18 protein-coding genes are annotated in these 15,041 nt (G+C 45.1%); 8 read left to right on the forward strand and 10 right to left on the reverse strand.

The features are described 5' to 3' along the window. Positions 1 to 19: 19 nt before the first annotated feature. The 3 genes from ACXN9U_RS17445 to ACXN9U_RS17455 form a co-directional block, all read right to left on the reverse strand. A complete protein-coding gene (locus tag ACXN9U_RS17445; protein WP_007407653.1) occupies positions 20 to 520 on the reverse strand; it encodes a YwgA family protein in 501 nt (166 codons plus the stop codon). Positions 521 to 559: 39 nt separating this feature from the next. After that, positions 560 to 1,861 (reverse strand): HD domain-containing protein, encoded by a 1,302-nt coding sequence (locus tag ACXN9U_RS17450; protein WP_060964016.1) that lies wholly within the window; start codon positions 1,859 to 1,861, stop codon positions 560 to 562. 159 nt (positions 1,862 to 2,020) lie between these two features. Beyond that, positions 2,021 to 2,245, reverse strand: coding sequence for a YuzB family protein (locus tag ACXN9U_RS17455; RefSeq protein ID WP_003151034.1), 225 nt, complete (start codon positions 2,243 to 2,245; stop codon positions 2,021 to 2,023). 202 nt (positions 2,246 to 2,447) lie between these two features. Here ACXN9U_RS17455 and ACXN9U_RS17460 point away from each other — a divergent pair, with 202 nt between their 5' ends. The 5 genes from ACXN9U_RS17460 to ACXN9U_RS17480 all read left to right on the forward strand — a co-directional run bounded on the left by ACXN9U_RS17460 (position 2,448) and on the right by ACXN9U_RS17480 (position 6,320). Further along, positions 2,448 to 3,221 carry an RsfA family transcriptional regulator gene (locus ACXN9U_RS17460; RefSeq protein ID WP_060964015.1) on the forward strand — a complete coding sequence of 258 codons (774 nt, stop codon included), beginning with the start codon at positions 2,448 to 2,450 and terminating at the stop codon, positions 3,219 to 3,221. A 261-nt stretch (positions 3,222 to 3,482) separates the two neighbouring features. Next, positions 3,483 to 3,797: a PadR family transcriptional regulator gene (locus ACXN9U_RS17465; RefSeq protein ID WP_012118696.1), complete on the forward strand. Its 315-nt coding sequence runs from the start codon at positions 3,483 to 3,485 to the stop codon at positions 3,795 to 3,797. Next, a complete protein-coding gene (locus tag ACXN9U_RS17470) occupies positions 3,798 to 4,352 on the forward strand; it encodes an HAAS signaling domain-containing protein (RefSeq protein ID WP_438420854.1) in 555 nt (184 codons plus the stop codon). Between the two features lie 97 nt (positions 4,353 to 4,449). After that, complete coding sequence (locus tag ACXN9U_RS17475; protein ID WP_489201967.1) at positions 4,450 to 5,370, forward strand: ATP-binding cassette domain-containing protein; 921 nt, start codon at positions 4,450 to 4,452, stop codon at positions 5,368 to 5,370. After that, positions 5,367 to 6,320, forward strand: coding sequence for a DUF2705 family protein (locus ACXN9U_RS17480; protein WP_489201968.1), 954 nt, complete (start codon positions 5,367 to 5,369; stop codon positions 6,318 to 6,320). Before ACXN9U_RS17475 ends, ACXN9U_RS17480 begins: the two co-directional genes overlap by 4 nt. Here the strand turns inward: ACXN9U_RS17480 and ACXN9U_RS17485 are convergent. The 6 genes from ACXN9U_RS17485 to cysL form a co-directional block, all read right to left on the reverse strand. Then, positions 6,310 to 7,146, reverse strand: coding sequence for a hypothetical protein (locus tag ACXN9U_RS17485; RefSeq protein WP_489201969.1), 837 nt, complete (start codon positions 7,144 to 7,146; stop codon positions 6,310 to 6,312). The genes ACXN9U_RS17480 and ACXN9U_RS17485 overlap by 11 nt on opposite strands. Then, on the reverse strand, positions 7,137 to 7,934 hold the full coding sequence (locus tag ACXN9U_RS17490; protein WP_489201970.1) for a hypothetical protein: 798 nt from the start codon (positions 7,932 to 7,934) through the stop codon (positions 7,137 to 7,139). The genes ACXN9U_RS17485 and ACXN9U_RS17490 overlap by 10 nt, the downstream gene beginning before the upstream one ends. Beyond that, the gene (locus ACXN9U_RS17495; RefSeq protein ID WP_060964009.1) at positions 7,903 to 8,826 is read right to left on the reverse strand and encodes a DUF6895 family protein; all 924 of its coding nucleotides are present in this window, start codon (positions 8,824 to 8,826) and stop codon (positions 7,903 to 7,905) included. The genes ACXN9U_RS17490 and ACXN9U_RS17495 overlap by 32 nt, the downstream gene beginning before the upstream one ends. Positions 8,827 to 8,872: 46 nt before the next feature. Further along, the gene (locus tag ACXN9U_RS17500) at positions 8,873 to 9,052 is read right to left on the reverse strand and encodes a hypothetical protein (protein WP_060964008.1); all 180 of its coding nucleotides are present in this window, start codon (positions 9,050 to 9,052) and stop codon (positions 8,873 to 8,875) included. 152 nt (positions 9,053 to 9,204) lie between these two features. Then, complete coding sequence (gene lipL, locus ACXN9U_RS17505; RefSeq protein WP_045926605.1) at positions 9,205 to 10,068, reverse strand: octanoyl-[GcvH]:protein N-octanoyltransferase; 864 nt, start codon at positions 10,066 to 10,068, stop codon at positions 9,205 to 9,207. A gap of 55 nt (positions 10,069 to 10,123) precedes the next feature. Next, positions 10,124 to 11,014 (reverse strand): cysJI operon transcriptional regulator CysL, encoded by an 891-nt coding sequence (gene cysL, locus ACXN9U_RS17510; RefSeq protein ID WP_060964007.1) that lies wholly within the window; start codon positions 11,012 to 11,014, stop codon positions 10,124 to 10,126. Between the two features lie 115 nt (positions 11,015 to 11,129). Between cysL and ACXN9U_RS17515 the strand changes: the two genes are divergently transcribed. Further along, entirely contained in the window at positions 11,130 to 12,107 is a 978-nt protein-coding gene (locus ACXN9U_RS17515; RefSeq protein ID WP_489201971.1) for a YeiH family protein, read from the forward strand. A gap of 39 nt (positions 12,108 to 12,146) precedes the next feature. Here ACXN9U_RS17515 and pta read toward each other — a convergent pair whose 3' ends face one another. Next, positions 12,147 to 13,118 carry a phosphate acetyltransferase gene (gene pta, locus ACXN9U_RS17520; RefSeq protein WP_060964005.1) on the reverse strand — a complete coding sequence of 324 codons (972 nt, stop codon included), beginning with the start codon at positions 13,116 to 13,118 and terminating at the stop codon, positions 12,147 to 12,149. 256 nt (positions 13,119 to 13,374) lie between these two features. Between pta and hemQ the strand changes: the two genes are divergently transcribed. Beyond that, the gene (hemQ, locus tag ACXN9U_RS17525; RefSeq protein WP_016937570.1) at positions 13,375 to 14,139 is read left to right on the forward strand and encodes a hydrogen peroxide-dependent heme synthase; all 765 of its coding nucleotides are present in this window, start codon (positions 13,375 to 13,377) and stop codon (positions 14,137 to 14,139) included. Between the two features lie 121 nt (positions 14,140 to 14,260). Next, positions 14,261 to 15,040: an NADPH-dependent reductase BacG gene (gene bacG / locus ACXN9U_RS17530; protein WP_007407669.1), complete on the forward strand. Its 780-nt coding sequence runs from the start codon at positions 14,261 to 14,263 to the stop codon at positions 15,038 to 15,040. The last annotated feature ends 1 nt before the right edge of the window (position 15,041 follow it).

The following is a 15,041-nucleotide window of genomic DNA, read 5'->3' on the forward strand; positions in this document are numbered from 1 at the left end:
AAGACGAAAGCCATCGCCTTTAACAAATGTGTTTCAGCTCTTCTATGTAGTGAAGCGCCTCATCATATTCTTCATCTGTATATTTCTGCTTGCTCTTGATCGTAAACACTTTCTCTTTCTTCTCCTCAGCTTCAAGGCCGTCAAAATACAAAATCGTAGACACCAGCTCCAGAAACCGGGATGAACGGCTGTTGACGCTGTCGATGTACTTCTTCATATCCGGCATCGTCAGCTCCGCGTGATGTAAAAACTCAGCGCCCGTCTCCGTCAGCGAATACCGGTATTGAAAGTAGCCGCCCTTTTTTTCCTTCACCTCATCCAGAAACCCAAGATTGCACAGCTCTTCAATTCGAAGCGTCAGTTCTTCGGAATACGGGCCGTAAAAATGAAAATCATATTTTTCGTAGAAAGGATACTGCATTTTCTTCGCGATATAAATGATTTTCTGCAGCTTTTTCCGCCCGATGATTTCTCCAGAATCCGAGAACACCTTCATCAGTTTTGCATGTTCTTTCAACAAATTCCCGACATCTCCTTTTCCTTCTTTACCAAAATCCTTTTATGTCAGTCCCAGCAGCTGCCGGATTTTTAATTTCGCTTCAGGGTTTTCTGAATCGTCAAAAATGAGGTCCATCGGATAGTACAGCTTATGATCCGTCCGCAGTTTTCCCGAAATGGATTCGACAATAGCGGACTGCCTGGACAGCTCTTTGATCTGGCCGTTCTGCGTTAACAGATGAATCGGCAGACGCTCCTCCTCTTCACCCGGCCGGTAAAAATCATACGGCAGATCCGATGAAGAATCGACCACCAAATAATAATTGGGATCAATTCCCGCCTCTTTAAACAGAGCGGTCAGTTCAAAATAAGCCGACATTTCCTCATTCGGGTTGAATTCGGCATACTGAAACAGCTGGCGGTTAATAAAGCGGCGGCACAAGTCGGACAGAATCTGATCCTCTTCATCCTCCCAAGCCTGGAAATAATATAAAATGATGGCTTCATCAAGCTTCAGATAATCGTCAAGCGTCAGCTTCCCTTCAAAGATGGAATAAAAATGAACGGGAGCATGCGTGAAGATATACCCTTCTTCATGGAGCTGCTTCGCACGGTGGAGGATTTTCGTCAAAATGACTTCAGCGCTTCTCGTCACGGGATGAAAATACACCTGCCAATACATTTGATAGCGGCTCATAATATAGTCTTCGACGGCGTGCATGCCGCTTTGCTTAATGACGATCTGGTCCTCACGCGGACGCATCACCCTTAAAATCCGTTCCATATCAAAATGTCCGTAGCTGACGCCCGTATAGTACGCGTCCCGCTGAAGATAATCCATCCGGTCGGCGTCAATCTGGCTCGAAATCAGGCTGACCACCTGTTTGTTTCTGTATGTTTTAGCAATGACTTCTGCAACATCCTGCGGAAATCCGGGACCCGCCTTTCTGAGAACCTGATTCACCTCGGTATCGCCGAGAATAATTTCCCTCGTATAGTCTTCATGATCCAGATGAAAAACCTTTTCAAAGGAATGCGAAAACGGCCCATGTCCCAAATCGTGCAAAAGCGCTGCGCTGAGACAGAGTTCGCGTTCATTGTCATCCCATTCAGGGCGCCCTTTAAAAACATCGTCAACCATTCTTCTGACAATCTCATAGACGCCGAGAGAATGGTTAAAACGGCTGTGTTCCGCGCCGTGAAACGTCAAATACGTCGTACCGAGCTGTTTGATCCGGCGCAGCCGCTGAAATTCACGGGTGCCGATCAAATCCCAGATCAGCTTGTCCCGCACATGAACATAGCGGTGAACGGGATCTTTAAACACTTTTTCTTCTGATAATTTTCCATTTGGATACGCCATCGTCATTCCCTCTTTTTTTTAGCCGTGATTCTATTATATCGGCTCAGTCTTTTGAAAACATCCTTGAATTTGTCCGGCGTTTTGTTCCACTTTTTCCGAAACTGAATTTTTTGAAGCAAAAAAGCCTGACCCATCGGGCGAGGCTGTCGAAACACACATTTACTTTTTGATCTTCTTTTTCACTTTCTCAATCAGCTCGTCCTCAGTCGGCGCCGACAGCGGGCGGTTGTTTACGAAAGCAAACGATTTTTTGCGTCCGGGTCCGCAATATGACTGACAGCCGACCTCCACTTTTGCATCCGGGTCAGCTTCTTTTAAACGCGGCAGCAATGTCTTAATATTGGTGGCTTGGCAATCATCACACACTCGGAATTCATTAGCCATGATGTACGCTTCCCTTCATTCAATGTTCCTCTATGTTAAATCTTAATTTTAAAAACGAAAAAAATCACATCACATCTCATTGTACAAGGATTCATCTTATCCTGCAAGGCCCTGCGTATCTCTCATTCTTTCAGCCAATTTGTATAAATATTTTCCAATCTGGACATTCTAATACCATCAAAGATATTGGGGGTTGAGAACATTGACAAAACAAAGACAGGACGCCTGGTCAGAGGAAAACGACCTGCTGCTTGCGGAAACCGTGCTCCGTCACGTTCGGGAAGGAAGCACGCAGCTGAACGCCTTTGAAGAGGTAGGCGATAAATTAAACAGAACGTCGGCAGCGTGCGGATTCAGATGGAATGCCGTCGTCCGCCATCAATACGAAAAAGCGCTTCAGCTCGCCAAAAAACAGCGGAAACAGCGGATGCGCGCGCTCGGAAACGGACAGCCGGCCAAGAAGAAACTATTATATCAGCCGCCTGCTCCGGAAGCGGATATCATGCAGGAAACCGCAGCCGAAGAGACGGTTCAAGCAGAAGCGCCTAAAGAAGACCGGCAAGCTGTCATGTCCGGCGAACATATGCCTTATGTCGATGAAAGCTTCAAGGAAGAGTTAGCTAGTTTATCACATTTGCTGGCGCCTCAGCAGCCGAGCCAAAAGGCGGAGCTCACAATGGCAGACGTCATTCAATTTCTGCAGAGCTATGAAGGCAGCGGAAAGCAAACTTCGGCCCTGCAAATGGAAAATGACCGTTTAAAACGGGAAAACCAAGAATTGCAGTCTAAAACCGAGCAGCTGGAAGCGGCTGTCGAAAAGCTTGAAAAAGACCAAAAAACCATCCAGGAAGACTACGAAACCTTGGTTAAAATTATGAACAGAGCCAGAAAACTAGTTTTATTTGAAGAAGACGAACACGCCTCCCCGTCCTTCAAAATGGACCGGAACGGCAATTTAGAAAAAATGGCCGAATAACGGAAAAACCCCCTTTCCTTGTCATGGAAAAAGGGGTTTTTACCATTTGTCAATGACGTACAGCCTGATCTATATTAATGTAAACATTGTTCATGAGGTCTTCTTCCCGCAAGGTCTGCATATCTCGGTTCCCGCCCGCACATAAGCATAAAGATTCAATTCCTCACCCCAAATGGTTCTTGGGAATTATTGCTTGATTAACTACTGTGCAATACACTGTATAGAGAATACAATTATTAGATATGATGGGAATGATAGTAAATGAGTAGCCAATTACGAAAAGGAGCGTTGGAACTTTGTGTGTTATCCCTGCTTCTTTATGAGGATTTATATGGTTATGAATTAATCAAGATCATAAGTGAAACGTTCCCTGTATCGGAGGGCACCATCTACCCCATATTACGAAGACTCACAAAAAATAACTATTTAAAAACGTATACTGCGGCTTCAGATCAAGGCCCGTCACGCAAATATTACAAAGTAACAGAAGAAGGCGCCTTTTATCATCACACATTAAAATCGGAATGGCTTGACCTGTCCGAAAAAGTGAACAGCATCATTAAGGAGGGAAAATGAATGTGTAAAGACCAATATTTAAAACATCTCCGGCGGGAAATCAAAGATCTGCCGGAATTTGAGCAAAAAGAGATACTCGCGGATATCAGCGAAATATTTGACATGGGCGGGGCTGAAGGTAAAAGCGATGAACAAATCGCCGGCAATTTAGGTAATCCAAAAACACTTGCGCGCACTCTAAAAGCGGATATTTTCATCAATAATGCCCAGGAGCAGAAGACATGGCGCTCCTTTTTCAAGGCATTCGGCCTGCTGCTGGGTATGGGCATGTTCAACTTCATGTTTATGCTGACACCGTTTCTTTTTGCCTCTGTTACGGTGTTAAGTTTGATGGCGATCGGCCTTATGCTGATGACCGGATCATTCTTTCTCCTCGTAAAAGTGCCGATTGTAACAGCCATCTTTAACGGATGTATTGTCCTCGGAGCCGGTATGGCAGTGTTTATGGCCGGATTTGATCTTTCGAAACTGATATTCCGCATCTTTTTGCGCTATTTCAAATGGAATGTCAGCGTTGTAAGGAGGGAAACCATTGAATCGGAAAATGTGGTATAGCATTGCTCTCATTTTAATCGCCGCCGGTCTGATCGGAAGCATGTTCTTCGGTTTTGACGGCTTTTATCCTAATTCATAAGGAAGGTGTGCAAATATTATGACTGAACCGGCCCTGATATTGAAAAATGTGTCTAAAACCATCAATCATACTCCGATTGTACAGTCAATTTCTTTCGATGTGAGAAAAGGTGAGATTTTCGGCCTTCTCGGACCGAACGGCTCGGGAAAAACCACTATTTTCAGAATGATCGTACAGCTTATTAAAAAAACGGAAGGAACCATTTCGTTCAGGGGCAGACCGGACAGCGACTTTGAATATTTTATGAAACATATCGGGGTTATCATCGAAGGCCCGGACATGTATCCGAATATGACCGCTTTGCAAAACCTGAAATATTTCACCAGACTGCGGAGCACCTCGCTGAAAACGGATGACCTCATGAATATCCTTGCAAAAGTCGGATTAGAGCAGGCTGCCCGTAAAAAAGTGAAACATTTCTCATTAGGTATGAAACAGCGCTTGGGGCTCGCTTATTCTCTTCTTCACAATCCCGGGTTATTAATTCTGGATGAACCGATGAACGGCCTTGATCCTAAAGGAATGAAAGAATTGCGCACCATTCTTTCTGATTTAGCGAAGCAAGGGGTTTCTGTTTTATTATCAAGCCATTTATTATCTGAAATGGAGGAAATTTGCGACAGGGTTGCCTATATCAAAAAGGGCCTGATTTTAGGAATTGAAGAAATGAAGAAAAGAAATGACCCTGCCCAGAAAAAGCTGTTTACCATCACGGTCAATCATCCTGAAAGGGCGAAAGAAATTTTGGAACAGGAAGGTATTCTTCAAGTACAGCAAAAAGACAGCCGCATCATTGAATTGGAAGCGGAAGAAGATACCATCCCGTACGTCATTAAATCTTTGGCAGAGAAAGAGATTCTGATTTCCCGCGTTGCTGCAAGAACTTTGTCATTGGAAGAAAAATACATGATGATTACAGATCAGGAGGACGCGGTATGAGCATATTTCATCTGGCGCAGAACGAATTCATAAAAATAACCCGAAAAAAAGGCACGCTTTTATCTCTTTTTTTCCTGTTTCTCATCGTTTTGCTGGCCGGCCTTATTATGAATCATGAGTTAGATGCTTCCTCGGATAACAACTGGAAAGAACGGCTTCTCGCCGAAAAAAAACAGGAAGAAATTGATAAACCGGCTGAAACGACGGGTGTATATTATTCGGCTGATGTTAAGAATAAAGACTATTATTTGGAGCATAACATCAACCCCTATGAATGGAACGGCTGGAGGTTTTTCGGCACGGTTACTTCAAACGGGCTTGAGATTTTCGTAAGCTTAACCGCGATTTTAACCGTCAGCGGGGTTGTTTCTAAAGAGTTTGCCCTTGGGACGATTAAGTTTATCGCCACAAGCCCGAACAGAAGATGGCGGATCTTAGCATCAAAATTTCTCGCGTCCCTTCTGTTTACCGGTATGGTTTATTTGTTTTACTGTGTGAGCTGTTTGCTGATCGGCGGCGTGTTATTCGGTTTTTCCAATGCTTCATATCCGCTCGTCTATACTCATTTAAATGACAGTCTGTATACCATCAGTTCCTTAAAAGCATCCGGGATCATTCTTCTTTTGCGTTTCATTTCAATTATAAGCATTGTCACCATCGCGTTCACTTTGTCAGTATTGTTCAAAAGCCAGGCTCTCTCCCTTTGCTTATCCGTTTTACTGCTGTTTGCCGGCAGTATATTGGGCGGAACAGATTTGCTTGCTCAATTTACGTGGTATAAATTTACGCTCTTTCCGCATTTAAATCTCGTTGCTTATGTAAATAAAAGCGCGGGTGATGCGATTTCAACGTTAAACATTCCCTATTCCGTGACGGTTATAGCGATCTACTTTCTTATTTGTTTATTGATTTCTTTTTCCGTCTTTCAAAGGAGAGACATTACAGCATAGACAGAGAGGCGGCGGCATAATGAGCGGACGGCAGAAAATATTGACGGTCCAGCAATTTGCCGCTGACCTTCCCTTGATCCATCGCTAAAGGGTTTAAATAACCGAAGCTCCCGCTGCTCCTCTGCTGAAAGCATAGAAATTCCCGCCCTTCCCGTATAAAAAGAGCGTCATCGAATCGAAGAAATTTCATAATGGCTGTGTATTTCGCAACGGCATCAATGTGATACTTTCTGCACTCGGCTAACATTAAACCTGAGAAAGCAAAGTCCGATGTTTTGTACCATTTTGTGAGAAAAGGCTGTAATTCTTTCATTTGCAAATAAGAGACGGCATAAAGGGCATCCGCCTGTTCTTCCTGCATGCCGCCCGGTGCCGTGAGCAAATCGGCCTCCCGTTTCAGTGCGGTTTCTAAGAAAACGATCAGCTCTTCCGGGGTCACCGCCCCAAAATAAGCTGCTAACACCATGAGGATCATAGAGGCGGGCTCTGATTTCAGTTCCTCTTGTAAACCGCGGACCATTTGTTCAAGTCCGTTATGAAAAAAAATGCTTTTTGCGGCATCCATCCTGCGGTAAACATGATACGCATACGCGAACAGGACCGGATGGCATTCGTGTGTCTTTTCTCCGAAATAACGGTCTAGGAATCGAATGACTTCTTCTGTATCCTTTCTGCTGTCAAAATGATGACATGCCGCTAAACCGCAAAACAGGTGCATAAGGTCATCAGCTTCCATTTCTTCCGGCTGCAGCTGAAGGTTCTTCCAAAAACCCAGCAGCCATTCTTCTGTTTTTTTTATATTAAAATGTCCCTTTACTATCTGCATGTTCCACACTCCAGATTCAGAATCTCAATCGCCGGCAGAAGAGCCGGAGCATATTGAATGGATGGATTCTCGTTATGTATGTAATGAAGGGCTGCTTGACAGCCATAAAAAAAAGGATCGATACACGATTGGATCAATAACATAGTGCAAAGCTGTTTCATTTTTCGGCTGCTGAGACAAAATACAAACCATTTTTGAATAGAAGCCTTCAAGCCGGGATGAAGCTGATGCTCCCCCTTATTCAAATGAAGAAGACAGTACTCAATAAACTCCAGCTCGTTTTCAGCTGTTCGTTTCCATGCGTCGCGGAGCAAAGGCTGAAACATCGAATTTTTGTAAAAACGGACTTTTTCCTGATCAAATGGCATTTCCAGTTCGTTCAGCAAACCGACTAATTCGGCGTATTTAAAATAAGGCCATTCTTTTTTTATAAGATATCCGTTTTGCAATCCATGACGTATGATCTGATCATCCGCTTGCAATCCCTGCTTCTTTTTATAAGTTTTTGCCGTTAAATAGATATGAATCAATTCATTGACTATGGCCGTATTACAGTGAAACAGATCCTCCCAGCATGGCTTATCAACGAAGGCTGCCGCAATCCTTTCAATATGTTCTTTTAGAGCGGAAGAATGGCTCGTCTTCCTGTAGTATTTGCAGAAGCCGGCAAACAGCTGAATGCTCTTCATATCCGGAAGCGATTGTTCAGCAAAAGATAATAAAAATTGATCTGTCTCTTCAGCTAATCTATTCAAGTTAATCGTTCCTTTCTGCTCTAAGACAGGCATGCGCGGCACCCGCGGCGACAAGTGTTGTATGATAGCAGTGTTTAAACACATCTTCTCTTTGCTGTTCACCTTTCAAACCGGGTTTATGTTGATAGGTGATGCTCGGGATATTCCCTTCTTTCATTCGGCCCTGAAATATTTTATTCCAGGCTGCCTCATAGAGCGGTTTATGATTTTCTTTTTCCATGTCGATATGTAAAAAAGAGCTGCACATCAATAATTCACTGGTAATATCTAAATTCTCAAGACATATATAAATCCCGAGAAATTTCAGGACCTTTTCTTTTAAGGAGGGCAGATGATACTCTTTATCTGTAAGCGAAGAACATCCCATATCTGTTATATAAAAAATCGTATGAGTTATACTGTACGCATCATGGTCAGTCATATATGTATTTGGGATATTTTGACCGGCTGCCGTGTAGCAGTATAAATCAGAAAAATCCGGCATTTCTAAATTTACGCCTGCTCTTTGCAGACTGTACTTCAGATCCATTTTTCGAAAGGGAATTTTAGCAAGGCTTTCATCAAAACGAGACGCCGTGAATTTTTCCAGCTCCCATATCACTGAAGCCCGTGTCGGGTGATCAGTTAAGACAAGAAATTCACCTGCAATAGCCAATCCGGCAAGGCCGTCCGGATCAAAATGAATAAATTCTTCAAGCTGATCATTACGGAGCCTTTCTTTAATAAACTCCGTTAAAACAGCAACTTCCTTATCCTCTGCCTGATTTCTGATCAGGTAATTGGTAAGAAAAATAAGCTCTATAAATGTTTTAAGCCGCCATCTGAAATCATTCGCTACTTTATGATTCATATCAAAATAATGGATATTCTCAACAATCCATGACAGTGCTCCCCGCTTAATTTCTCTTATATACTCTTGTGTCAAACTCTCACCGCCTTTTCTAAGATGCGTAGGTTCCAAACGGGTGAATCTAATTCTGAACGGCTAAATCATTTAAATTCAAATTCGGGTTTTGATTGTCTTCTTGGCTCGGTACTACAAGCACCCAGCCGCTCCAAGCAAAGCTATTGCCTGATTGCTCAGCATCTCCGGCTAACAAATGTGTCGGGATCGTGATTCTTTTTTCCTCTTTTATTTTTTTAAAATTCATATCTCCATCTCCTCTAGTTTATAGAATTATTTGGAACCTACAACAATATATTAATCTAATAAGGGATAAATTGTAAACTAGTTTTAGAATAACGATTCTTTTTTCACTGTAACTAATTAGTATATAATTACTAAAAATAAAAAAGCCCGGACCTAGTCCAAGCTTTCCTGCGTACCGAACACCTTCTCATTCCGTTCCAGCATTCGGGTCAGATTTTTTTCAAATACCATTTCTTCTTCCGGCGATAATCCGGCTGCATACAGGCGGCCGCTGCGTTCCTTCAGTTCGGTTAAAAGCGACAGCATTAAGTCCTGCACGGTAATGTCCGTTTGCAGCAATTCGCTTAAGGAAGCCATCGTTTCAGGCCGGATGTCGGGGTACACGCCTTTTGTGTCATTGCTTTTGTCTTTTAAAGCGGCTTGATAGAAACGTCTGATCAGATCGGCGCGTTCGCTTCCGCTTTTATCAGCGCAGAGGTAAATCTGAACTGCGGTTCCGCCCCGCAGGCGCCTTTGTGAGATTCCCGCGAATTTCCGCCCGCCGATGCTGAGATCATAGCTGCCCGGACAGTACGATCCTTTAATTTCATATGCTTCAATTTCAGCATTGTACGAACGCAGCATCCGCCGCACAAGCTCCGTCATCGCCTCGTAGCCTCTGTCGATGTCGATGCCTTTTTTCTCGTCTTCAAAAATAAGCGAGATATTCAATACGCCTTCATCGAGAACGACCGCGAGGCCTCCTGAATTGCGGACAATCACACGATAGCCTTCGTCCTCCAGCAATTTCACGCCGTCCTCTAAAAACGGCAGGCGTGTGTCCTGAATGCCGAGCACGATCGTCCGGTGGTGCACCCAAGAGCGTGCTGTCGCAGGCGATTCCCCTTTGCCTACGGAGGCGCACAGCGTATCATCCATTGCGAATGACTGCTTCGCATCAAAATAAGGACCGAGGCTGGATTGGTCAATGATTCTCCAGCTCGGCTGCATCAATAAATCAATCGGTTGCTTTCCCATCTATATTAAATCCCTTTCGTCATAGGCTTTCCATGCATTTATTATATCATTCCGCTTAAGATGATTGAAATTGACTTTTCAAAAGAGCGATGAAGATTTCTTTGTTTTTTGTGTTCTCCATAATGGAAGATTGAATGATAGACAGTTTCCGTTTTAAGGAAAATCCTTTAATCTGAAGCACGGAAATGCTGCCGTGAAGCAGATCCTTTTGCAGTACGCTTTTTGACAGAACGGAAAGACCCATTCCGCTGATCACAGCTTCCTTGACGCCCTGGTTGCTGCTGATCGACATCATGGATTTCGGCCGCAGTCCGTTTGAATGCAGGACATGGTCCAAATATTCCCTCGTCCCCGAACCCTTCTCCCTCGTCACCCACGCTTGATTTTGCAAGTCGGTCACCGGGATGTTTTTTCTGCCGGCGAGCGGGTGTCCGTTCGGTGCGGCAATGCATAATTCATCCTCCATGAAGGGCTGAATGTCGAGCTCGTTTTTCCCCGTATGTCCTTCTATTAATCCGATATCGGCTTGAAGCATCCGGACTGCTTCGCTGACCTCCTCCGTGTTCCCGATCATGACGTCAAGGTTCAGTTCGGGATACTCGTCATGAAGCTTTGCGAGAAGCGGCGGCAGAATATATTCGCCGATGGTAAAGCTCGCAGCGATTTTGAGCTTCCCTTTGACATAATGATGATGGGCGTAAATTTCGGTTTTCGCCTGCTCGTACAAGAAGACCATTTGCTTGGCGCGCTGATAGAGAATGTCCCCCGTCGGCGTAGTCGTAAAGTGCTTCGGGGAGCGGTTCAGCAAGGCGGTTTGGAATTCTTTCTCCAGATTTTTAATGTGAAGGCTGACGCTCGGCTGAGAAATCATCAGCTTCTGCGCCGCTTTTGTAAAGTTTTTTTCTTCGACGACTGCAATGAATGTTTTCAGTTCCCCATAATACAAAAAGCATCACCCCTTATCATTATTTTTCCTAATTGTTTAGATCATATAAATATATTTTACTAATGATTAAGACCGCAGTAAAGTGGAGTTATCAACCTAATGGGAAGTGACGGAGATGAAGATGGTAAAGGGTGTTTCAGTTACTGCAGGAATTGCGTTTGCGGCTTTCTATGCCAGCCGCCTGCCGTTTTTAAATTTGCTCGGCATGCTTGTCCTCGCGATGCTGATCGGAATGGTCTGGCGCGCCGTTTTCGGACAGCAGGCGGCATTCGAGCCGGGGATTGGATTCTCAAGCAAATACTTGCTGAAAGCCGGCATTATCCTGCTTGGCATGAGACTGAACTTGACGGATATCTATCATGCCGGCTGGCACGTATTTGCAATTGCCGTCTGCTGTATGATGGTTGCGGGGGCCGTCGTATACGGACTGTCCCGGCTGTTCCGCATTGATCAGACACTCAGCATGTTAACAGCCTGCGGCACTGCGATCTGCGGGGCGGCTGCCATTGCCGCGATCGCGCCGCAGATCAGGTCAAACGAAAATGTGACAGCCATCAGTGCAGCCGCCGTTTCTTTATTAGGAACCGTTTTTACAGTTGTATATTCTCTTTCTTATCATGTATTGGGCTTTTCTCCTGCTGCTTACGGCGCCTTTTGCGGGGCAACGCTTCATGAGGTGGCGCATGCGGCAGCGGCCGGAAGCGCCGGAGGAAAAGCAGCCGTCGAGATGGCGGTGATCGTCAAGCTGACGCGGGTCGCGCTGCTCGTCCCGGTTGCATTCATGCTTGGAATGCGGGCGCGCCGCGGTGGGAAATCAGAGACGGTCTCTGCTGCTTCACTGCCGATCCCTTGGTTTATCTTCGGATTTCTCGGAATGAGCGCCATCCACACATCAGGCATCATTTCCGCCGCGCATTCCGCGTTTCTTGTTCAAGTGTCCTATGTTTTAATCGGCATGGCAATGGCGGGTCTCGGTTTGAACGTTCATATATCGGCGTTTCGTCATAATGGCTGGCGGGCGCTCGTGACTGGCTTGATCGGCTCTCTCTGTTTATCGCTGTTCGGCTGGGCCGCAGTGGCTTTCTTTCTATAAAAAAAAGCCGGCCTTCTTAAAAGGCCGGCTTTTTCCGGATTACAGCGCTTGAGCAGCCGTAATTAACGCAAGATTGTAGACGTCTTCCGCATTACATCCTCTGGAAAGATCGTTTACAGGCATATTTAATCCTTGCAGAATCGGTCCGACCGCTTCAAAGCCGCCTAAACGCTGAGCGATTTTGTAGCCGATGTTTCCTGCTTCAAGGCTTGGGAATACAAATACATTCGCGTCTCCTTTAATGTCGGAGGCCGGCGCTTTCTTCTCCGCAACAGACGGCACAAATGCAGCGTCAAATTGAAATTCGCCGTCAAGCGTAAGCTCAGGCGCTTTTTCCTTCGCGATTTTCACCGCTTCTGCCACTTTTTCCGTCTCATCAGATTTTGCCGATCCTTTTGTAGAGAAGCTGAGCATGGCAACGCGCGGGTCAATATCAAACATTTGAGCCGTATTGGCGCTTTCAATGGCGATTTCAGCAAGGTCCTGGCTGTCAGGGGCAATGTTGATCGCGCAATCAGCGAACACATATTGCTCGTCACCGCGGGCCATGATGAAGACGCCTGATGTTTTTTTCACGCCTTCTTTTGTTTTGATGATTTGCAGTGCAGGGCGCACCGTATCGGCAGTAGAATGTGCAGCTCCGCTGACAAGTCCGTCCGCGAGACCTTTGTACACAAGCATCGTGCCGAAATAGTTCTCGTCTAACAAAGCTTTGCGGGCCTGTTCTTCCGTCGCTTTGCCTTTGCGGCGTTCTACGAAAGCCTGAACGAGTTCTTCCATGCCTTCATATGTATGCGGGTCAATAATGTCAACGCCGTCAAGTGTAAGATTTAATTCTTTCGCTTTTGCTTGAATGTCTTCTTTATTGCCGACTACGATCGGCTTTAATACCTTGTTGCCCGCCAAATTGTTGACCGCAGCCAGGATACGTTCATCCAATCCCTCAGGAAATACGATTTTCACATCTTTTCCTGCTACTTTTTCTTGTACTTTTGTAAATAAATCTGCCACAATATACCCTCCTCTATGTTGACGAAAAACGCTTACTTTTACAGCATACTCTTCTTCCAGCTAAATTCAAATAACCAACTTCTATTATAGCGCTTTCAATAAGAAATCTTATTTTTCTAACTAATTTAACTGACGGGCAGTTTACGGCTTAGTTTCTGATACAAGGGGTGGGATTATTCAAGGTTTCTCCACAGCCGAAACGGTTAAACTGTGATATAGTGAAGGCATCAATGAAAAGATATAGGAGTGAAGATAAATGAGTGAGCAGCAAAAAACGAACGAGGCCGCACAAACGCTTGACGGCTGGTATGCGCTTCACGATTTCCGCACAATGGACTGGACGTCATGGAAGCAGTTATCCAGCGATGAGCGCCTGTCGATTATACACGAATTTACGGGACTGCTTGAAAAATGGGGCGTCGCCCAAAAAGAAGGCAAAGGCTCGCAAACCATCTACAGCATCGTCGGACAGAAAGCTGATTTTATGCTGATGATTCTTCGCCCGACAATGGAAGAGCTGAACGAAATCGAGCTTGAATTTAATAAATCAAAGCTTGCTGAATTTACAATCCCGGCTTATTCTTACGTGTCCGTGGTTGAGCTGAGCAACTACCTCGCAAGCGGAGAAGGCGATCCGTATGAAAATCCGCATGTCCGCGCCCGCCTGTATCCTGAGCTGCCTGAAGCGAAATACGTCTGCTTCTATCCGATGGATAAAAGAAGAAGCGGCAATGACAACTGGTACATGCTTTCTATGGATGAACGCAGAAACCTGATGAGAAGCCACGGCTTGATCGGACGGAGCTATGCCGGCAAAGTCAAACAGATTATCACGGGATCTGTCGGTTTTGACGATTACGAATGGGGCGTCACGCTCTTCAGCGATGATGTGCTTCAGTTCAAAAAACTTGTTTACGAAATGCGCTTTGATGAAGTCAGCGCGCGCTACGGCGAATTCGGTTCATTTTTTGTCGGAAACCGCTTATCTCTCGACACGCTTCCGAAGTTTTTGCACGTGTAACACCCACCCGCCTGTCCGGCGGGTTTTTTTTATTTATCAGAATTTAAATAAAATTTGCTATTTTTATCATTTTTTTTTACGATGTAAAGGAGATTCCATTTTGGTAAAGGGGTGCAGACAGTTGTCAAAACGAACCGCGTTTATTATGGGAGCCAGTCAGGGGATCGGCAAAGCGATCGCTCTGAAACTGGCGGACAATGGCTTTCATACCGTCATTAATTCACGAGTTCCCGAAAATATCGAATCGGTAAAAGAAGAGATCCTCGCCAAACATCCGGATGCGGGCGTCACCGTTCTCGCCGGGGATATGTCGGACCAGAAGACAAGAGCCGGCATTTTTGAAGAGATCAGATCACAATGCGGACGGCTTGATGTATTGATCAACAACATTCCGGGCGGCTCGCCGGATACCTTTGAAAACTGTGATATAGAGGATATGACAAATACCTTTACGAATAAAACGATCGCCTATATCGACTCTATGAAAACGGCCGCAGCAATCATGAAACAGCACGAATTCGGCAGAATCATTAATATCGTCGGAAACCTATGGAAAGAACCCGGCGCCAATATGTTTACCAACAGCATGATGAACGCCGCTTTAATTAATGCCAGCAAAAACATCGCCATTCAGCTTGCGCCTTTTCACATTACTGTCAACTGTCTGAATCCCGGATTTATCGCCACAGACCGTTATCACCAATTCGTGAAGAATGTCATGAAGCAAAACGGCATTTCTAAAGCGGAAGCGGAAGAACGGATTGCATCAGGCGTCCCGATGAAGCGTGTCGGAACTGCGGAAGAAACCGCGGCGCTGGCTGCCTTTCTTGCCTCTGAAGAAGCCTCCTATATTACCGGACAGCAAGTGTCAGCCGACGGCGGCAGCATGAAAAGCATATAAT

Source organism: Bacillus sp. BACIII (assembly GCF_057836745.1).